Here is a 20827-nt window from a genome sequence, read left to right on the forward strand (position 1 = left end):
ATCATTAATCAATTATATTTTAATGGCTTTATGAACTTCATTACTACCATTAGATAGCATAATTTCAAAGAAATATACACCACTACTTAGGTTAAATAAATCAATAGTTGCTTTACCGTTAACTAAATGGTCTGTTCTGCTCATTAAAAAGGCTCCAGAGCTATCATAAATTTTATATGAAACAGATTCTAGATATTCAATACTCGATAAATTAATGGTATTTTTAAAAGGATTTGGATATAGTAACCATTTTTTATTTTCTTGAAATTTATCATCTTGATTCGGAATACAACCTAGTGAAATATCAAACTCAGATTTTAAAATATCACCTACTTTTAAATTAACAAAACTGTCGTTTAAGGTATGATTGAAAAAGGTTTCATCGATAATTGCATCACTTGCACCTAAAAAGTTTTGGAGTAGCGTTGCAAATGTTTGCCTATAGTCATACTGAACCGTTGTAAGTTGAAAATTATTAGCGCTTGTAGCTTCTGACAAATCAGGATTGGTTCCTGATACACCTCCTTTTACAGGTTTACCAAAAATAAACATAGGAGCAATTTCACCATGGTCTGTCCCTAAATTTCCATTTTCTGCTGCTTTTCTACCAAACTCAGAAAAGGTAAGTCCAACTACATCGTCTGCTAAACTTTGGCTGTTTAAATCATTCATAAAAGCTTCTATGGCACCAGATAATTCTGAAAGTAAACTATAATGCGAGCCAATAACTTCTCCACCTCCTTGTACTTGTGAATCATGTGTGTCAAAACCATGAATATGCACCATGTATATTTTGGTTTTTAAATCGCCACTAATTAATCGAGCTACCGTTTTTAATTGATTAGATAAGTCATTATCTGGATAAGTTGTAGCATTGGTACCTCTTCCAAAGGCAGCAGAAATAGCCTCTGAATACGTGTCTGTAGACGAGTCGATTCCTGTTAAAAATCGTAATTGGTCTCCGTAGTCTGAATCTGGATAATTAGCAGGAGGCTCACCTAGTAATCCATTAACAATTGAATAAAAGTTATTTGGATCTTGCCTCGAAAGGTTTAAAGATAAATTATGTGCTTCTTGAGAATGGAAACCTAGCGATCTATTAACCGCACCAATTTCAATGGCAATAGGGAAGTTTTGCGTAACTAAATTTGAATAATAACGCTCCATAAAGCGTCCCATCCAACCTGTGGTAGATCCGTTTAAAACACTATTTCCATCGTTTCCTGTTAAATATAAATCATTAGACCTAAAATGACTTTTATTTTGTGATGGATATCCTACAGATTGCATGATTCGTACCCAACCTCTATCGTATAAACTTTTAATACCTGTAAGTGCAGGATGTAACCCTATTTGTTGATTATTTACAAGTGTTCTGTCTAATGTAATGTATTGATTACTCCCTGTAACCGGAACTTTTATTTTGGGTCTTAGGTTACTGTAAATATCATATTGATTTAGCGGTACAATGGTGTTTAAACCATCATTTCCTCCAGATAAATTTACGAGTACTAGTTTTCTGTTAGAAATATCTGGACAATCTACATATGGCATAAATGTTTTTAATGCAGCCTGCAGTTGGAATGGTGTTAAACTAATTGCTGAAGCTGTTGCCGAAAGTTTTATAAAATTTCTTCTTTTCATAATTACATTAATTGAAATTCAGCTGCATTAATCATGGCAGTAACTAAAGCATCAATACGTGTTTTTACAGTAAAATTGTCGTTATCATTTAAATATCTATTCCATATACCAGTCCAATAATAATCTGGAAAGCCATCTTCTACCAAAAACTGTTTAAAATAGTTTACTCTATCAGCATCAATAGCTTCTGGGTACAATAAATTGGCCATTTCAGAGACTAATACATTAGGGTCTTGAGCGCCTGTAATGTTATTTCTTACAAATAAAACGGTGTCTATGGTTGCGGAAATTTCACCCGAACTAATGGTGTTTACTCCTTGAATTAAACTTTCAATAAGACTATACCTACCTATAATTGTATTGGACGAAAACCAATATCTATCAAAATCGGGTTCTTGAAAATATGCATGGTAACCAGCTACATCAAAAGGACTGAAAAGATCCATACCTGATGTAACAAAATAGTTATCATGTATAAACCTTTTGAAAAAAATATGATAATATTCTAAAGGATTATTGCTGGAATTTGGAATGGATGCATTAAATAATGAACATATTTCAGATACTAATTGTAGTGGACTTTTAATGATGCTTCCAATCGTTTCATCTGTAGCAATACTATCGTCAGCATCGTAAAAATGTTGGCTAGAAAGTAGGGTTCTTACCACAGGAACTATTTCAAAATCATTTGCAATTAACAAGTCTGCTAAAGGAGTAATAATATCTGCTTCAACCTCATCATCCCATTTACTTTTTACAAAATAACGATATAATTTTCTACAGTAAGCTTTCGCAGTTTCTTGTTGAGCAAAAACCATTTCAACAAAATCATCTAGTTCTTCAAATATTTCGGTGGTAGTTTCTCTACCAATAATAGTTTGATTGTTAAAAGCGTTACTAAATGTTTTATTATCAGAATTATGTTGTTCAAAGTTCACATAACCCATTGGAATTCCTGTGTCTGGGTCAATGATACTTCTGTTTTCTTCTATTTTAAATCCAGAAAATACTTTTGCGGCCTCTTGTATATCTTCTTCTGTGTAGTTAGTGTAATTTCCAGGACCAATTTGCTCTCCTCTTAAAATAGTAAAAAGCTCTAAATATTCTCTAGCGTAATTTTCATTAGGGTTGTATTTATTATTTCTATGATTATCTAAATAGTACAGCATAGAACTATCTAAGGTGATTTTTTTTGCTAAAGTTTTTATATTTCCTAAAGCATAAAAATCTAGTAATCGTAAATAATCATAAAAATAGGTAGCAGCACCAGAACCGCCATCTTTTGAAACGGTAAAACAAGTGTGTAAGAAAAATGATAATTTATGTTTTAAGCTAACTTGATTTATGGCATTGTACCACCACCATCCTGCAACTAGGGCACGTTTTCTAGTCTGTCCCTCAAAATCTCTAGGCAATGTTGTTGCGGAGGTCCAAAATCCATCTGGACTTCCTTCAGGAAGAGGGTCGTAAGGTTCTTGAAGTGCGTAGGGAGCGTCAATAGTTAAAGTATCAACAGCTTCAGTTGCAGACATGCTTGTAAATACATCTAGTTGATTTTTAGTGTAATTAAAGGTAGCACGTCTAAGTAAGTGTTTAGCTTTTCTTAAATCTAGGTTACCACTGAGGGGGGTAAGTGATGCCATAGTTTAGTATTTTGTTTAGTTAGTTTTAATATAACATAAAATGGTTTTAAATATTGTTTTCTGTTGGAATAATTATTTTCATAGAATAATATGTAGCCTTTATAAAAACAGTTTTTAATTGAAAATAATAGGTTTTTTGCAATTTCTTACTTTAATCGTTTTGTTTTTTTTTATTTATAAAGCAGTTTAGGTTTATAAGTATATATGTGTAATAAAACACTGCATTTTTAACAACTATCATTAAGTTACATTAGAAACTAACTTATTTTGTTTCCAGTAGATTACAATACCAGTTAATACCATTAATGGTGTTAAGCCATGGGGAATTCTATACACTACTTCATATACATGTTGATGTAAAGATTGCAACGGAAATTCCCAATAAAAGTTAGCTGCAATTCTGGCAATGGCAGTTAATATTCCCCATAAAACCGCATACATCAATGCATATTTTGCGGTGATTGGTACAAAAATTAAAATAGCTAGTAAAAAATCAAGTATTCCTGCAATGTATAAAAAGCTTATAGCAACACTTTCTGTACAGCCAAAAATATTAATAACCATATCTATAAACTTTCCAGGAACAGGATATACACCAAATGCATACAAACCGTGAGATATAAAAGTAATAGCGATTAGTATTTTTAGGGTTAGTACTAGTTTTTTAACTTCAAAGTTATGATGCAAGCTGTATAGCAATAAAAAAGGTAATCCAAATTGAATACTATGCTCAAAAAACTGAGCTATATGATAAAATTTTTCTTTAGCCAATAAAACCGATAAGAATACTAATCCAAGTCCTCCTAAAAAAATGGGTATTTGTACAGCTTTTTTATTATTCTTGGTAATAATGATAGCACAAAAGGCGGCAATAGCATAAAGTATACCGTTAGCTTGAATGCAAGTTTGTATAAAAGCATCTGTTTGTGGACTGGTTACATAGTTAGTCCAAGAAATGTTTAAATATTTTTCTACAAATGGTTTCAGTAAAGATTCATTCCAAAAAAAGGTACGAAACGGAGCATCCCAAAATATGTGTTGCCATGCACGACCAATAAATATTAAAAATACAGAAAGTTTAAGGAGATTAGTTGTTTTCATACGTGCAAAAAACTGTAAAGAATGTTAGATTAAAAAGGATATAAAGTTATGTTTACTTGAACGAATTGTTAAGAACTTTATTTTATAGTTACCATTTTGATTTTTATGAAGTTAATAGGTTTTATTTTTACATTTACATCAAAATTTAAACTAACTAATTCCCCCGAATTATGAAAAACTACTTACTATTAATGTTTGTGCTTATTTTTAGCATGAACATAAATGCAACAACCGACAAGTACCGTTTATCACTACGCGGAAATCCTGCAACTTCTATTGTAATTGGATGGAACCAAGTTTCTGGTTCTAATACAAGAGTGTATTATGGTACTACTGATTATGGAACTAACTATAACAGTTATCCGAACTCTGCAGCACCTAGCAGAACATCATCTTACAAAGGAATGAATAACAATTTTGTAAGATTAACAGGTTTACAACCTAGTACAGCTTACTATTTTGTTATTAGAGATAGCCAAGGAACTAGCAGACGTTTGTGGTTTAAAACAGCACCGAACGACAAAAGCAGGCTTTCTTTTATTGCAGGAGGAGACTCTAGAAATAATCGTACGCCAAGAAGAAACGCTAACTTACTTGTTTCTAAATTAAAACCACATGCTGTTTTATTTGGTGGGGATATGACTGATGATGACACAAATAGCCAATGGCAAACTTGGTTTAATGATTGGCAATTAACAATTGCTGATGACGGAAGAATGTTTCCTATCATTGCAGCAAGAGGTAATCATGAAGGAAGTAATTACAGTATTTATAATTTATTTGACACACCTTCTTCAAGCGTGTATTATGCTATAACTTTTGGAAATAATTTAATAAGAACGTACACGTTAAATACAGAAGTTTCAATTTCTGGTAATCAAACGAGTTGGTTACGTAGTGATTTAAGTGCCAATGCAAATACTACATGGAAAATTGCACAGTACCATAAACCAATGCGTCCGCATGTTTCTTATAAATCTGAAGGAAATAGTCAATACAGTAATTGGGCACAAACTTTTTATGATAATAAAGTTCAGTTAGTGGTAGAATGTGATGCTCACACTGTAAAAACTACTTGGCCTGTTCGTCCGTCATACAGTTCAGGTAGTGATGAGGGTTTTGTTAGAGACAATGCTAACGGAACTGTTTATGTAGGAGAAGGATGTTGGGGTGCTCCTCTTCGTTCTAACAGCGATAATAAAAATTGGACTCGAAACTCAGGAAGTTTTAATCAGTTTAAATGGATTTTTGTTGATGAAAATAAAATTGAAACTCGCACGATTCAAGTAGATAATGCTTCATCTGTTGGAGAGGTTTCTAACAATAACGTATTTCAAATTCCTGCTAACTTAGATATCTGGAATCCTTCTAACGGAAGTGTTGTTACCATCACCAATAGTAATGATAATGGAGATGGAGGAGATACTGGAAGTGGTAGTATTGATATAGCTATTGCTGAGGGAGGCGACGATGTAGAGGAAGATAAAAACGGAACATTGTATGAAAATAGTAGTGATTTAGAGTTGGTTTATGACTCTAGTAATAATAATAGTTTTCAAACCATAGGCTTACGTTTTACTAATGTTACTTTACCTAAAAATGCTACAATTACTAATGCTTATATTCAATTTACAGCAGATGAAAGTAATAGTGCTGCAACAGATTTAGAAATTAGTTTACAAAACAGTGCAAATGCTTCTGCATTTTCTAACAGTAATAACGTATCTAGTAGAGCTACCTTTTCTTCAAAAGTAAGATGGCAACCAGGTTCATGGAGTAGTGGGCAATCTGGAAGTTCACAAAGAACACCTAGTTTAAAAAATATGGTGCAAAGTTTAGTAAATTCTTCTGGATGGAATTCAGGAAATAGCGCTGCTTTTATTATTACAGGAAGAGGTACAAGTGCAAGTAGTACATCTGCAAAAAGGGTAGCAGATTCTTATGAAGGTGGAGCAAGTAAAGCACCTCGTTTAATTGTTAATTATACAACAAATGGTGGAGGTACTTCTGATGATATATGTGACGGTGAAGCAAATTGGCAAAGTGGTGTTACATATTATGCAGGAGATAGAGTAGTGTATAATGGTAATTTATTTGAAAAAACAGTAGATAATTGGGATTTTATAGGTACTTGTGGAAGTTCATCAGCTAAAAGTTCAAAAATTAACTATCCACCAAATACAAAGGCAAACAGTTCTGTAATGTTTCCTAATCCGTTTGTTGAAAATTTAAAAGTAAAAGTAGGAGCTGAGTATTATGGAAAGTTTTTACAATTACAAATTTTAGATACTAACGGAAAAGAGGTGTACACTTCTTATTTTGTATCCAATACTGGAGAAGCAAAGTTATTTAATCCTACCATTGCGTCTGGTATTTACATAGTTACGTTAAAACAAAAAGATAAATTAGTTTTAAAGCAACGCTTAGTAAAACAATAATAAACATAATTAAAATAAAAACCGTCTGATAATTCGGACGGTTTTTTTATGATTTTTTATAAGTAATTTTAATGAATACTTAGTTGAGGTGATTTACTAATCTTTAAAACTTCACCTTTTAAAGGGTTTTGTATTTTTTTAATAACTAAATAGCTAATTCCTCCTACCAATAAAGTACCAACAATTAATGATCCGGTGCTACCTAACATTTCGGCGATAGTTGCAATTAGTTTTTTCAACCAAGCTCTTCTACCAGAAAAATTAATAGTTTTTCCAGCTTCTATATTAGTTGCTGTAATATAAGTTACTACAGATAAAACTGATGCAATAAATAAAATTAGTAATTGCGATGTTACTTGTTTTAAAACAGAATAGTTTTTTAGCTGAACACCTTTTAAATTATTTTTTAAATAAGATCGAATTTCAGTGTAAATACTTTCAGTTAATATAAATTCTTTATCGTTTTTTTTAGCGTCCTTGTAATTAAGTTGTAGGGTATTAGTAGTATCGATTAATACAATTTCTTTAAGTTCTTTGTACGGAATACTTTTAACATTACTTAGGTTGTTGTTCTGAATAAGTTGTTGAATATCTGTGTTTTTAGGTTGTTCGGAAATCCTAAAAGCTTTCTCTGATGCAATTAAATAGGTTTGTGAATTCTCATTTTCATCAATAATCCAATTTTTCATAAGGTAATTTTTTTTCGAATAGTATGTTTTTAATTTTGATTAGCTACTTTTTCTCTTTCAGCAATGCTGTCCACAAAATATTCGTACTTTCTTTTGTCTTCGTAAGACGATTTTTCCATGAAAGCCATTACGTCTTCTAACAATACAGAAAGGTTAAATATATGATTTCTTTTTTTGTTGTTTTTTCTTAATAATATACCAACAATTGAAAAAATGAGACATGTAAAAAATAATGTAATAGCTAAGATTTTAAATACCATGTAAGCTTCTTTTCTTTCATATTCATTATAAAATTCTATTTCTAATGCTTCCATAATAGCGTCTGGAAAAAGAAAACAAATAGCAAGAATTAAAGTAAAAAGAGCAACTCCATAACTTAGTAATACTATTATATTAGAAGAGGCGTTTTTTGAAAGTTTAAGTATATTATTTTGTTTAATTTCATTATAAACCTTGTTATATTTTTTTAGTTTATTTTCAGTTTCTTGAATTTTAAAAAGTTTATACTGCCTGAGTTCTTCATCAATTTTTTGATACATTTTATTGCGTTTTTATATAAAGTTTTTAAATATATAAATATAGTTTCAACTTGTTTATAGTAGTAGGTTAATTTATTGTTTTAGATGAGTTTCTTTATTTATTTTTTGGTATGGTGAAAACAAAAGTACTTCCTTTACCAACTGTAGAGGTTACCCAAATTTTACCCTTATGCAAATCAATAATTTTTTTACAATGCGCTAAACCAATCCCAGTACCTTTATATTCGCTTCTATTATGTAACCTTTTAAAAACATTAAATATTTTCTGAGTATTCTCTTCTGCAATACCAATTCCGTTATCTTCAATACTAAATGTCCAATAGATATCTTCGCTAGCGCTAATTTTAACAATAGGATGTGTATCAGGTTTTTTAAATTTAATTGCGTTACTAATTAAGTTTTGAAAAAGTAAACGTATAGAAGTTTTATAACCTTTAATGGTGGGTAATTGATCAATAATTATAGTGCTGTTAGATTGCTTAATTGCTACCGATAAATCTTGTTGAACTTCTTTTAAAATTTCATTACAATCTATAAATGTCATTTTTTCTTTTTGTCCTAAACTCCCATAGTCTAGTAAATCATTTATTAATTGATTCATACGTTCAGTAGCATCCGTTATAAAACTGAACATTTGTGTAGCATTATCATCGAATGTGTTTTCGTACTTTTTTTGGAGTACATTAACAAAGTTTGAAATGGTAACTAATGGTTGTTTTAAATCGTGTGAAGCAACGTACGCGAATTGTTTTAACTCTTTATTTTTTAACTCAAGTTCATTTTTAGCCTGTTCAAGGTCGGTAACATTCCTTAGCATTATATACACATAATTGTCTATTAAATGATGTATTGAGCATTCATAAGTTCCTTCAGTTAAATGATTGGAATATTCAACCAAACCTAAGTTAACATTTCCGCCTTCTTTTGCTATTCTTTGATAGGTTTTAATAACTAATAGACCGCCTTCATGTTGATAAGCTTCGGGAGCAACCTCTATGATTCTTTTACCAAAAACTTCTTCTTTACTTTTTTGCATTTCATGTAATATGATTTTATTCATAAATACATATTCAATACTTCTGATATCTTCTAAATCGGGTACGTGAAAAATTCCAACGCCAATTGGTAAATCTTCAAAAGCTTTTGTAAAGAGTTCTAGTTTTTTTAGGTTTTCCATTGCAAATCCTATTTTACATATAAATATAGAAAAAGAATTTAGCTAAACACTTGTTAATGTTGTTTTTATTGCTTTTAGTTAAGTTTGCTTTTTAAGTACTGATATTGTTTTTGTGTATTAGGAGTTGATGTTTTAGTTTGTTTGCCATAGTTAATGATGGCACCTGCAAATAGCTCTAATTCACTATTACTTTTGTTTGAGTTTAAATCTATCTGTAAAGAGGTAGGTGTGGATGGAGGAAAAGTGGCAGCTTTTTTAAAAGTAAGTTCAATAATATTTTGTGGTAATTCAATACCTTTTTTGAATGCAATATTTTGAATTTCCATCATTATCTCTTTAGCTTCCTCTTTTTGTGATTTGTCAGTGCAAACAGCTCCGATTGATGAATTGTATTTTGCCGTAATCATTCCAAAGCTTGCAATAAAAATGAATTTTGTCCAAATGGCAACATCAGCATTTTCTTTACATTCAAAATTGATTTTACTTAATTTAAAAAGATCAATTATCCAATTAATATCTGTTGATGGATTTTTAGAGTCTTTACCAAATAACAGTTTGCCAGAATTTCCTTTATGTTCAATTATTCCTTTCTGTTTAATATGAGAAGCAACATATACGCAAGAAGGTAAAATGGTATTTAAAGGGATTTTAGTTCTAATTCTATCATAAATATCTGCACCGTTCATCATTGGTAGTAAAATGGTGTTAGGTGTAATTACGTTAGCCAGTTGTTGACAAACATTTTCTAAATCATATTCTTTTACACAAATAAGAACTAAATCAGGATTTTTTAATTCACTAATTTCAAAAACAATTTCATTAGGATGTGTTGTGTTTTCAGAGTGTTCAGGAGATAGAAGTGTTAAACCGTTTTTAGAAACTTGTTTAAAAGTTTCATTACGAGCCACAAAAGTAATATGATTGTTCATATTTAATTGCTGATTGGCTTGGTTAATTTTAAATCCAAAGTAACCTCCAACGCCGCCTAAGCCAATTATTGCTATATTCTTAGTAGTCATATTTAGTTTTTAATACAAAAATGAGGGGTTTTAGTATTTCTTCTACTTGATAAATGTCAAGAAATTATAAATTGGCAATATCTTTTCTAATTCTGCTCAAAGTACTGTCGGTAATTCCTAAGTAAGAAGCTATTATTTTTAACGGTACATGTTGAAAAATATGAGGTTGTTTTTTAAGTAAGTTGATGTATCTAGTTTCCGCTTTTTTACTAACCGTTTCAATCAATCTATCATTTAATTTATAGTAGTTTATAACAAATAGTAATCTACTAAACTCTCTAAACTCTGGAATATTATGAAAATTCTTCTGAACGTTTTCTAAACTAGTTTGCCAAAAACTACACGCTGTTAAGGTTTCGTATATTTCTGTTGTGGGTTGTTTTTTAAAAAACGACAAGAAATCATTTACAAAACAAGGAGCCGCATAAATATTAGTTGTAACCTCCTCATTATCTTCATTTAAAATGTATGAACGCATGAAGCCTTTTTCCAAAAAATATGTTTGAGTACTGATGCTATTTTCACTTAAAAGAACAGCGTTTTTAGCTAAGTCAAAAGGCTCAAATGTTTTCGTAATTTCTAAAACAACATTTTCGTCAATAGGAAATAAAGAATGAAAATAGTTGTTTAGCTCAGATTTATTTTTGTTCATTATTATTATTAAGTTGTTCGAGTTTATTCATGGTGTTTTCAATAAAGGCTAGTTTATCATTAGCTACCTTTTTTAATATTAATTCTGACTTTTCAGAAACGTCTTCGTTAAACGAGTGCCACCATATATTAATTTCAACAATAACTGGAACTAAAGAAATTCCTTTATTAGTAAGTCTGTATAACACTTTAGATTTACTTTTTGGATGCTCTAATTTTTTTATAATATCATGTTGTTCCAAATGTTTTAGTCTAGCCGCTAAAATATTGGTTGAAATTTTTTCTTCCGATTTCAAAAAATCACCATAAGTACATTCTCCACTAAACATTAAGTCTCTAATGATTAGGAGTGACCATTTATCTCCCCAAATATCTAATGAAGAACTTACAGGGCATGTAGATCTTTTTTTATTAGTATTCATTGTTTTGTTTTTTACTTGTAAAATGCAAGTGAATTTATATATTTACACTTGTGTTTTGCAAGTGAAATTACAATTTAAAATTTATATTATGGAAAAAAGTAAAAAAGATTTAACGAATTATGTTTTAGTTAATGGTTACAAAATTGGGTATCGAAAACAAGGAAATGGAACTCCTATTGTATTAGCAAATAGATTTCGCGGTACCTTAGATACGTGGGATCCATTATTTATAAACCTATTATCTCAAACAAATACAGTAATTACATTTGACTATGTAGGAATAGGGTATTCAGAGGGTGTATTATCAGAAGATCTTTCAATAATAGTTCATCAAATTAAAGCTTTAACTGATGCGTTACAGTTAAATCAATTTCATTTACTAGGATGGTCATATGGAGGTTGGGTTGCTCAGTATTTTATGCATATGTACAATGAAAACGTTTTGAAAACAGTAATTATTGGAAGTAATCCGGTAGGTAAAAATGAAATTCCAATTCAAGCTGAATTTTTTGAGCGAGCTTTAAAGCCTTATAATGACTTTGATGATGAATTGGTTTTGTTTTATAAGCCTACATCAAAACAAAGTAAAAAAGCAGCTTTGATATCTTATCAAAGAATTCAGGAGCAATTAGATGTTTCCAAAATACCTAATACTCAAGAACAGTTTCAAAGATACTTTGCAGCAGCACCAGCTGTAACAGAAGATGTTAAAAATTACAGAAGTAAGTTGATAACAACCAAAACACCAATTTTAGTAATTTCTGGAGATAATGATATTTCATATGCTACAGAAAATTGGTTTCCACTTTTAAATAAAGCAAAAACAATTCAGCATATTATTTTACCAGATTCTGGACATGCTGTTCATTTTCAATATCCTGTTTTGAGTACTAATTACATAAAAGTTTTTTTAATGAATAATTAAATTACTTAGTTATTCTTTTAATAACTTAAAAAGAGTGAATGCATCTGCTTTTGGATTATATCCAAGTTTACTGATGGTTTCTGATAGATCCAAGCGTTTATATAGGTTGTTAGAAATGGCGTTAAATATCTCATATTGTAAACCATCAGTATTAATGCATTTATTTAAAAGTTGATTGCAATCATCGGGGTGTAAATAAGCGCTTAAATCTCGTGCGTTCATTTCAGTAAAGTCTTCAGGAAATTCATAGGCACCAATACGTAAGCAAATAGCAGTTATTCCATTGTTATATGCATGATATGCAGCCAAAGCTTCCCCAAAACATTTAGATACTCCATAAATGTTTTTAGGTTTAACCATCATGTTATTTCGTATTTGTAGGTCAGTAGCATAGCTCTCTATAGTTTGTGCACTACTCGCAAAAATTATTTTTTTACAGTTAGTAGCAACAGCAGCTTTAAATATATTTTGAGTAGTTTTAATATTGGTGTATAAAACGTCTTCAGATTCAGAAATTGGATCTACAATACCTGCCAAATGAATTATAGTATCTATGTTTTTACAAAGTTCTAGACAAGAATTATAATTATTTAAATCGGCATTTTTTACAATTACATTTTCATCATAAAAATTGTTTTGTGTTGATATATCTGCAGCAGTTATTTGATATTTTTGATGGTTGTTTTTAATAAAATGTTGAGCAATTTTACCAAACCCACCAGTAATTAGTATATTTTTCATAGTAGATTAGTAATTAAAATGCACGTACTTTCTTTTTAGAAAAGCCAAAGTTTACACCAGCTAAAGCAATAATATTATTTACCTCATTGAAGTTTTTACCAAAGGTTGCGGTTATGAATACATTGTCGGATAATTTATAGCTTCCAATTGTAGCAATCCTAAAATTATCATTACGGTTAAAAGTGGTATTAAATCTTTGAATATATTCCAGAGATACTGTAAATTTTGAAATATCATAATTAAATCGAGAGCCTAAATCAACAATATCAACCGATTTTTCAGCTCCTTCAAAATTATCACTATTAATATATCTAGTTACTGCAGTAAAATAGAAATCATCACCCTTTGGCCTAAAATTAAAAGAAGTCCAAATGGCCCATCTATTTAAAGAAAGATTGCTGTATGAATTATTAGTTGCACTAGCTCCTATTGCTGCAGCTATATCAATATTAAATAAAGGTTTTTCAATTAAATCTACATATTGTTTTCTTAATGTTTCTATGGTTTCTATAGTTTCTGGATTTGAGAGGTCTGACGAAAGTGCATTTTCTAAGTTAGCCTTTATGGTACTTAACTTTTTTTTGTTTTTTCCATATGATTGAAAAATACGAGTTCTAATTCCACTTGAAATAAAAGTTAAAGTATCTGAGGATACTGTAGCTAATGAAACTCCTAAATGTGAAAAAATTGGACTTTTATTTGTGTACATATCTTCCGCTGATAAATTAGGATGATCTTTTAACCAAAAAGGGGCAAACTCTAATGCGCCACCATTTTGGCCTAAGCCTAATAAATTTAATCCTAAGCCTTGTGGAGTTGTAGGTTTTTCTATCGAGGCTGGAGTTTCATCAAATAAAATTAATCCAGGGGCAGTAGGTGTTTCAAGGTTTGAAAACTCTAAAGTATTTGTTTGTGCAAAGTTTTTAGTTGTGATTGATAGTGTAAAAACTAAACACATTAAAAATTTGAACAAATATTTACCGGTAAAACTTGCTACTCCATTCTCAGGAGCATCACCTCTGTCTATTTTAGAAAATAATTCTTCATTATTTTGGTTAAAAAAAGAGGTGGTTATAACACATCTATTAGTAAATCCATTAACATCTAAAACATTCGTTTCAACTATAATTAATTTATCATTAAGTTCGTTTAATCCTCCTATATAAGTAGGTTCAGTAATATTGCCTTTTGCTAGGGGAGTGTTATTAACAGTTATTATGTTACCACCAATTTGTCCATTTCCTATTTTAACAGCAACATAAATTTCATCATTTTTACTTTTAGCTTTAATTTTTCTAGGGATTGGTGTTAATTCATATTCTTTAATTTCCATAGCAGTTAATTTGTATAGGTTTGATTTTTAGATATAAATATAAGGCTAATATTATTAGTTGATATTAAAAAAGGCTAAATCTTAATTAAGATTTAGCCTTTTTTAATTACTGAAAATGCCCGTTTTAATTTAAAAATTTAGCAGGATTAACATTCGGGATTACAATTAAATAATCGAAACCATTTATTGTTTTTTCTAGTTTTTTACCTACCTGAATGTTATTCTTTTTTATACTTTTTTTAATTTCATTTAACTTGAATACATGCCATTCATCTGATGTTACACTGTTAAAAAAAGGAGATAAATATTGTAGTTCTCCGTTTGTTGTATTAAGCTTTTGGGTTTTCATACCTTTAAAAGGAACACCTTGTATGCCATCTTTTCCTATAATCATAAGGTGTAAAGACTTTTTATAATTCGCTTCAGATATATTAGCTATAAAATTTCCAATATCAAATCCACCCAATAAGCTTTCAGATTTATTCATATGAATAGCACCATACTTGAAAAGGTTTTTTTGCTTTGATATTTTTTGGATATGATTTAAAATGTTATGTTTCATATGTTGAATTCTCAACTGATGACTTTGAGTTGTATATATTTTATGTGATAATAAAATATTATCAATAGCTTTTTTTTCATAATCTGATATCTGTAAAGAATCAAGTTGTTGTAGTTTTTTTATAAAGTCGTTAGTAAAGAAATAGGGACTTCCTTTTCCAGTGATAAAAAGGTCAAAATGCTTTTTTGAGTTAGTAATAATCTCTTTGTAAATTTCTTGAGTTTTATTATGAGTGGTTTTTTGTAATAAATCAAAAGCAATTAGTCGATCAGCAGTTAAGGTAACTTGATCTAAACCAATTATATTGGTCTTGGTTGATACAAATTTTTGTAATAAATCAAATTCTTTTTTCAATGCATAAAACGAAAAACTCGTATTATAGTTGGATATAAAATTTGTTACTTTTTTTACATCTTTATTAAGAAGTTGTTGTTGAATTATCGAAGCAGTATAAGCATCTATTTCACAGAAAAAATTATCAAAATGCACTTCATTACTTATTTGAGAAATAAAAAGAGGAATTTCTTCAAAAAAATGGTCTTCACCAATTAATACATTATCATGTTCTCTTATAGCCGATAGTATATTATTCCATCCATCACCTTTAAATTTATTTTGATGATAATTAAATGTAGTAGTATTATTGTTTATTAATGAAACTAATTCATTTTGTGAAAAAGTATTTGTAATTATTCCAACACAAGCAATTATAGTAAATAGTAATTTCATAAGTTTTTTTAGTATCAAGACGATACAATGCTTTTAATGTTACAATTAATATGCAAAAAAGGGCCACACTACTAACAATGCGACCCTTCTACTAACAATCAAATATTCAACGATACTATAAGATATAGTGTAGTTTACTTGTTTTTAATTACAGATATAAATTCTTCTCGTTGTTTATGGTTTTCAAAGCTTCCTCCATACTCAATAGTTGTAGTGAAGCTATCTTTATCTTTAATTCCTCTAGAGGATACACATAAATGTTTGGCAGTAATCATAACAATTACATCTTCAGTATCCAGTACGTTTTGTAAATCTTTTAAAATTTGAAGTGCTAAACGCTCTTGAACTTGCGGTCTGTGAGCATAATAATCTACTAATCGGTTTATTTTAGACAACCCTATAACCTTATCAGTTGGTATATAGCCTATGTGAGCATGGCCCGTAATAGGTAAAAAATGATGCTCGCAAGATGAGTCTAATGTTATAAACTGCTCAACTAACATTTTTTTATATCCATATTTATTTTCAAATACAGATAGCTTTGGCTTGTTTTTAGGATTTAAACCATAAAACAATTCTTTTACATACATTTTAGCTACTCTGTAAGGAGTTCCAGACAAACTATCATCATTTAAATCTAAGCCCAGTTCTTCCATTATTTTAGTAAAATAATGTTCGATATTTTGGATCTTTTCATCGTCAGATTTGTCAAATGCACCAGCAATTATTGGTGTATCTACACTTGTACCTATATGGTTATCACCAATATTATCTTTATTATGCGCATTCATGACTAGAACAACATTTATTTGTTTGACATTGACAATAACGACTATTATATACATGAAGTCCTACCAAAAGTAAAGCAGGAATGTAGTTTACATATTCATTTACAGCTACCCAATTGTATTTTTCATTAACTATAGTAAGTAGTAATAAGCTCCAACTAAACCATAGTAACTTTTTTATGGCTGAATTGCTACTTTTAGCAGTAGCATAGTATATAGCAATAAATGAAATTGCTAAGAATGCATAATCAATAGTTTTCCACCAATTTGGTGTGTTGGTACTACAACACAAACTAGCATGTGTTATAAAAAGTATAGGTGTAAATACACAATGTAAAAAACATAAAAAGCTAGCTAAAGCTCCAAATGTATCAGGTTTGTGTAATGTTAGTTTCATGTAATTAAATATTATAGCAACTTAGTTGCAAATATAATTATTAAATTTGTAATTGCAACAAAGTTGTGATTTATATTATGGGAATTCAGAGAAAAACAAAATCATTAGCTTTAATTTTAAATGAATTTGAGCAAAAACAGGGAGCAATTTCAGTTACAGAACTTATTAAGAAGTTAGGTGATGAAATGAACAAAACCACAATTTACAGAGTTTTAGAACGTTTAGAAGATGATGGTGTAGTACATTCTTTTATAGGAGAAAGCGGAATTAAATGGTATGCAAAATGTAATAATTGCACACATCATGCTCATAAAGATGTTCATCCGCATTTTCAGTGTGTAAGGTGCGGAAATACAAATTGTCTTGAGGTGAATTATAAATTTCCTGAAATTGATGGATATAAAATAGAAACAGTAAATTTATTACTTATAGGTACTTGTAAGGACTGTTTGTAATATTTTTAAGTTTAACTATGCTGTTTACGAAATTGTTTTGGTGTTGTGTTTTCATGCTTTTTAAATGCTGCAGAAAAATGAGTAGCATTTTTATATCCAACTAAATCAGCAATTTCGTAAATAGGCTTATCTGTATACATTAATAGTTTTTTAGATGCTTTCATTCTTTCAGATACAGCATATTCAAATACAGTACAACCAAATATCTTTTTGAATTCCTTTTTTAATATGGTTTCATTCATAAAAACCTTTTTAGATAAATCTTTGATTGAAAACTGTGTGTTTAAATTTTTGTTAATTAGTTCTTTAACTTCATGAGTCTTTTTTAATATTGTATTGCTTTTAACACTGTTTTGTGATCTGTTTAATAACTTGGTAGATAATAATTCTAAAATTTTAGATTCTAAATACAATCTTTTTAAAAGTCCCTTTTTATCATTGCTCACTATATTGTTTATAATTTCAATAGCACTCAAGTCTAAATATTGAATATAATTGTTTTCAAACTCATGTATTGAAAATTTATCGGTAATAGGGAGTAATAAATCTAACTGATGTTTTTTAATAAACTCATGACTAAGTTTGATAACAACCTCGTTTATTAATTGATCTTTGGCATATTCAACGGATCCATGAACTTCTTTAACAAAAGATATATATCCTTCGTTTTTTTCTTGTATTAAATGAATACTTTCTTTAGGTACATTAATCTCTTTAACACCATTAAATAAAGATGAGAATATTAATGCATCTGTTGTTTGTTTACCTCTAAACCGAATGTTCTTATCTAAATTTATTTGAATATGTTTTATAAAAATCCCTTTAAACTCAAGAATAATTACTTCGCCAACACCAAAATTTTGCTTAACACTATATGTTTTCTCAATTAAGCCACAGTGTTCGTTTTTATGTTGTAAAGTAAGTATTTGTTCAAAACCTATTTCTATAGATTTTGATATAATAATTTCATGAGTATGCATGGATAACGTCTTTTTTAAGTCTACTTACGTCTTTTTATCAATGAAATAGCATTTATTTTTACATTACTTAAATATTGTCACTTCTTTTATTTAAAATAATTCTAAATAAGTTTGCGATTTTGTTTTTAGATGATACATTTGCCGACAAATGTAATATTTAATCAGTCTAAATAAAAATAAAATGAAACAAACTATACTATTCGTTTTTATCTTTATTGCTAACCTTGTTCAAGCACAAATTTCAGGTTTGGTAACAGATAGTAATTTAGAGCCCTTGGTAGGGGTGAGCGTGGTAATTAAAAACACTACTACAGGTGTTTCAACAGATGTAAACGGGGCTTTTACACTTACTAATGTTAAAGAAAATCAAGTTTTAGTATTTTCTTATGTTGGATTTAAATCTAAAGAAGTAAGAGTATCAGCATCAAAACAACAACTTAATATAGTTTTATATGAAGGAAATGAACTGTTAGAAGAAATTGTTGTGGGTACTCGACAAAACAAATTTTCAAGAAAAAAATCTGCTTACGTAGCGAAACTACCACTTAAAAATATTGAAAATGCTCAAGTGTACAATACCGTAACGGAAGAGCTTTTAATTTCACAAAACGTAAACTCTTTTCAAGATGCTTTAAAAAATGTAACAGGTGTTGATAAGTTATGGCAATCTACAGGTAGAGCAGGTGATGGTGCAGGTTATTATTCTTTAAGAGGTTTTGCTACCCAACCACAATTAGTAAACGGAATGCCAGGCGTTACTAACGGTTTTATTAATCCTTTTAATGTAGAGAGAGTAGAGGTTATTAAAGGCCCTTCTGCAACTTTATTTGGAAGTACTGTTACTTCATATGGTGGCTTAATTAATATTGTTACTAAAAAACCTAAGAAAGGTACAACAGGAAATATTTCGTTAGGTGGTGGATCGTTCAACTTTAAAAAAATGGTACTTGATGTAAATACTACTAGTGAATCTGAAAAGTTTTCATTACGTTTTAATGCAGGTTTCCAGTCAGAAGATAGTTTTCAAGATGCTGGATTTAATGAGTCTGTTTTTATGGCTCCGTCTATCACATATCAAGTAAATGATAGGTTAACATTTAATGTAAGTTATGAGTTATCTGCAACAGAGCAAACCAACCCTGTTTTTTTATTTTTTAACAGATATGGACCTTTAGCATTTAATACGGTTGATGAGTTGAATTATAACTATGATAAATCGTTAACCAATAATTCAGTATCAATCAAAAATCCTACGCAAAATTTACGTGCTGAAGCTGTTTATAAAGTTTCAGATAATATTAATTCACAAACTATTTTTTCTACGGGTAACGCCAAGTCTAGCGGTTACTATTCTTACTTATGGAATTTTGCAGATTATTCTGGAGCAACTCCTGTTGGAACACCTTATTTTCAAATATTTGCTCAGAAAACAAGTGCAGAGACGAATTCATTAGATGTTCAGCAAAACTTTACTGGAGATTTAAAAATAGGAAATATACGTAATAGGTTTTTAGTTGGTTTTGATTATTTACAAACACAAAGTATAGATCAAAGTTCTGGTTACGCATATATTAATACGTTAACAGCTCAAGGTGATATTTTAGATGGTGTTACAGCAACTTCAGGAGTAATAGACGCAGCAACAAGCTCATTAAGTAATTCAAATACCAATGTAAACCAAAATATATTTAGTGTATATGCATCTGATGTTGTAAATATTTTGCCAGAATTGTCTGTTATGGCAGGAATTAGGTATGATAGATTCAATTATAAAGGAGATAAAAATGACTCATCTGACGATCTTACAACTTATGTAAAAGAAACCTTTTCGCCAAAAATAGGGATTGTTTACCAACCAATTATTGACAAATTATCGGTTTTTGCAAACTATCAAAACGGGTTTAGTTATGTAAATCCGGAATTAACAGCAGATCCTTCAAACCCATCTGTACCTGTTTTATTATCTTTTGATTTAGAAAATGCAGATCAATATGAAGGAGGAGTAAAAACTAATATATTTAATAATAAACTAGAAGCTACTTTAAGCTATTACAATATTACGGTTGATAATAAAGTAACAGGATTTGGCCCAACAAAACAACAAGATGGAAAAATTAACAGTCAAGGAGTTGAGTTAGATGTTAATGCATATCCAATAAATGGTTTAAATGTTCGTGGAGGAATTGCTTATAATGATTCTGAAGTATTAGCATCACCCTCACAGCCATTTTTAGTTGGAAGAAGATTTGGAGAAGCTGGAGCGGAAATAACTTATAACTTTTTTGCAGATTATAGATTTACCACTGGAATCGTTAAAAACTTAGGAGGTACTTTTGGATTTAATGGTGCATCAGATTATAATGCTATGGAAGGTTATCCGTATGTAGGAGAGTTTACAATACCAGCGTACACTATTTTTAATGCAGGTGTTTATTATGATCATGCAAAGTTTAGAGTAGGTATTAATGTAAACAATTTTACAGACGAACAATATTATAAAGGATGGAGTACTTTAACGCCACAAATGCCAAGAGCGTTTTATGGTAATTTAACGTACAAGTTTTAATTAGTTTTTGTTATTAAATAAATGCTCC

19 protein-coding genes are annotated in these 20827 nt (G+C 29.7%); 4 read left to right on the top strand and 15 right to left on the bottom strand.

The window, feature by feature from the left end:
* Positions 1–12: 12 nt before the first annotated feature.
* The 3 genes from ACFQ1U_RS04280 to ACFQ1U_RS04290 all read right to left on the bottom strand — a co-directional run bounded on the left by ACFQ1U_RS04280 (position 13) and on the right by ACFQ1U_RS04290 (position 4388).
* Positions 13–1644 (bottom strand): DUF1501 domain-containing protein, encoded by a 1632-nt coding sequence (locus ACFQ1U_RS04280; protein WP_386105685.1) that lies wholly within the window; start codon positions 1642–1644, stop codon positions 13–15.
* Between the two features lie 2 nt (positions 1645–1646).
* Positions 1647–3287 (bottom strand): DUF1800 domain-containing protein, encoded by a 1641-nt coding sequence (locus ACFQ1U_RS04285; protein WP_386105687.1) that lies wholly within the window; start codon positions 3285–3287, stop codon positions 1647–1649.
* A gap of 240 nt (positions 3288–3527) precedes the next feature.
* Positions 3528–4388 carry a DoxX-like family protein gene (locus tag ACFQ1U_RS04290; protein ID WP_386105688.1) on the bottom strand — a complete coding sequence of 287 codons (861 nt, stop codon included), beginning with the start codon at positions 4386–4388 and terminating at the stop codon, positions 3528–3530.
* Positions 4389–4558: 170 nt separating this feature from the next.
* Here ACFQ1U_RS04290 and ACFQ1U_RS04295 point away from each other — a divergent pair, with 170 nt between their 5' ends.
* Complete coding sequence (locus tag ACFQ1U_RS04295; RefSeq protein WP_386105690.1) at positions 4559–6826, top strand: fibronectin type III domain-containing protein; 2268 nt, start codon at positions 4559–4561, stop codon at positions 6824–6826.
* A gap of 68 nt (positions 6827–6894) precedes the next feature.
* Here the strand turns inward: ACFQ1U_RS04295 and ACFQ1U_RS04300 are convergent, their stop codons facing one another.
* From ACFQ1U_RS04300 to ACFQ1U_RS04325, 6 genes are all read right to left on the bottom strand, one after another.
* The gene (locus ACFQ1U_RS04300; RefSeq protein ID WP_386105692.1) at positions 6895–7515 is read right to left on the bottom strand and encodes a hypothetical protein; all 621 of its coding nucleotides are present in this window, start codon (positions 7513–7515) and stop codon (positions 6895–6897) included.
* Positions 7516–7544: 29 nt separating this feature from the next.
* Complete coding sequence (locus ACFQ1U_RS04305; protein ID WP_386105694.1) at positions 7545–8054, bottom strand: hypothetical protein; 510 nt, start codon at positions 8052–8054, stop codon at positions 7545–7547.
* Positions 8055–8148: 94 nt separating this feature from the next.
* Entirely contained in the window at positions 8149–9231 is a 1083-nt protein-coding gene (locus ACFQ1U_RS04310) for a sensor histidine kinase (RefSeq protein WP_386105696.1), read from the bottom strand.
* Between the two features lie 74 nt (positions 9232–9305).
* Positions 9306–10250, bottom strand: coding sequence for a ketopantoate reductase family protein (locus ACFQ1U_RS04315; protein WP_386105698.1), 945 nt, complete (start codon positions 10248–10250; stop codon positions 9306–9308).
* 64 nt (positions 10251–10314) lie between these two features.
* Positions 10315–10902: a Crp/Fnr family transcriptional regulator gene (locus ACFQ1U_RS04320; protein ID WP_386105700.1), complete on the bottom strand. Its 588-nt coding sequence runs from the start codon at positions 10900–10902 to the stop codon at positions 10315–10317.
* Entirely contained in the window at positions 10889–11323 is a 435-nt protein-coding gene (locus ACFQ1U_RS04325) for a winged helix-turn-helix transcriptional regulator (RefSeq protein ID WP_386105702.1), read from the bottom strand. Before ACFQ1U_RS04325 ends, ACFQ1U_RS04320 begins: the two co-directional genes overlap by 14 nt.
* Positions 11324–11411: 88 nt before the next feature.
* Between ACFQ1U_RS04325 and ACFQ1U_RS04330 the strand changes: the two genes are divergently transcribed.
* Positions 11412–12248, top strand: coding sequence for an alpha/beta fold hydrolase (locus tag ACFQ1U_RS04330; protein WP_386105704.1), 837 nt, complete (start codon positions 11412–11414; stop codon positions 12246–12248).
* 9 nt (positions 12249–12257) lie between these two features.
* Here the strand turns inward: ACFQ1U_RS04330 and ACFQ1U_RS04335 are convergent, their stop codons facing one another.
* From ACFQ1U_RS04335 to ACFQ1U_RS04355, 5 genes are all read right to left on the bottom strand, one after another.
* Positions 12258–12989 carry an NAD-dependent epimerase/dehydratase family protein gene (locus ACFQ1U_RS04335; protein ID WP_386105706.1) on the bottom strand — a complete coding sequence of 244 codons (732 nt, stop codon included), beginning with the start codon at positions 12987–12989 and terminating at the stop codon, positions 12258–12260.
* A gap of 13 nt (positions 12990–13002) precedes the next feature.
* Complete coding sequence (locus ACFQ1U_RS04340; RefSeq protein WP_386105708.1) at positions 13003–14322, bottom strand: hypothetical protein; 1320 nt, start codon at positions 14320–14322, stop codon at positions 13003–13005.
* 124 nt (positions 14323–14446) lie between these two features.
* A complete protein-coding gene (locus ACFQ1U_RS04345) occupies positions 14447–15613 on the bottom strand; it encodes a hypothetical protein (protein WP_386105710.1) in 1167 nt (388 codons plus the stop codon).
* A 134-nt stretch (positions 15614–15747) separates the two neighbouring features.
* A complete protein-coding gene (folE, locus tag ACFQ1U_RS04350) occupies positions 15748–16404 on the bottom strand; it encodes a GTP cyclohydrolase I FolE (RefSeq protein WP_386105712.1) in 657 nt (218 codons plus the stop codon).
* The gene (locus ACFQ1U_RS04355) at positions 16391–16798 is read right to left on the bottom strand and encodes a MerC domain-containing protein (RefSeq protein WP_386105714.1); all 408 of its coding nucleotides are present in this window, start codon (positions 16796–16798) and stop codon (positions 16391–16393) included. Before ACFQ1U_RS04355 ends, folE begins: the two co-directional genes overlap by 14 nt.
* 77 nt (positions 16799–16875) lie before the next feature.
* Between ACFQ1U_RS04355 and ACFQ1U_RS04360 the strand changes: the two genes are divergently transcribed.
* Positions 16876–17253, top strand: coding sequence for a Fur family transcriptional regulator (locus ACFQ1U_RS04360; RefSeq protein WP_386105716.1), 378 nt, complete (start codon positions 16876–16878; stop codon positions 17251–17253).
* 11 nt (positions 17254–17264) lie between these two features.
* Here the strand turns inward: ACFQ1U_RS04360 and ACFQ1U_RS04365 are convergent, their stop codons facing one another.
* Positions 17265–18233: an AraC family transcriptional regulator gene (locus ACFQ1U_RS04365; RefSeq protein WP_386105719.1), complete on the bottom strand. Its 969-nt coding sequence runs from the start codon at positions 18231–18233 to the stop codon at positions 17265–17267.
* Positions 18234–18414: 181 nt separating this feature from the next.
* On the opposite strand from ACFQ1U_RS04365, the gene ACFQ1U_RS04370 reads away from it, so the two are divergent.
* Positions 18415–20799, top strand: coding sequence for a TonB-dependent receptor domain-containing protein (locus ACFQ1U_RS04370; RefSeq protein ID WP_386105721.1), 2385 nt, complete (start codon positions 18415–18417; stop codon positions 20797–20799).
* Positions 20800–20827 lie beyond the last annotated feature (28 nt).

It is taken from the genome of Tenacibaculum geojense, assembly GCF_042676005.1.
Classification (GTDB): Bacteria; Bacteroidota; Bacteroidia; order Flavobacteriales; family Flavobacteriaceae; genus Polaribacter; species Polaribacter geojense.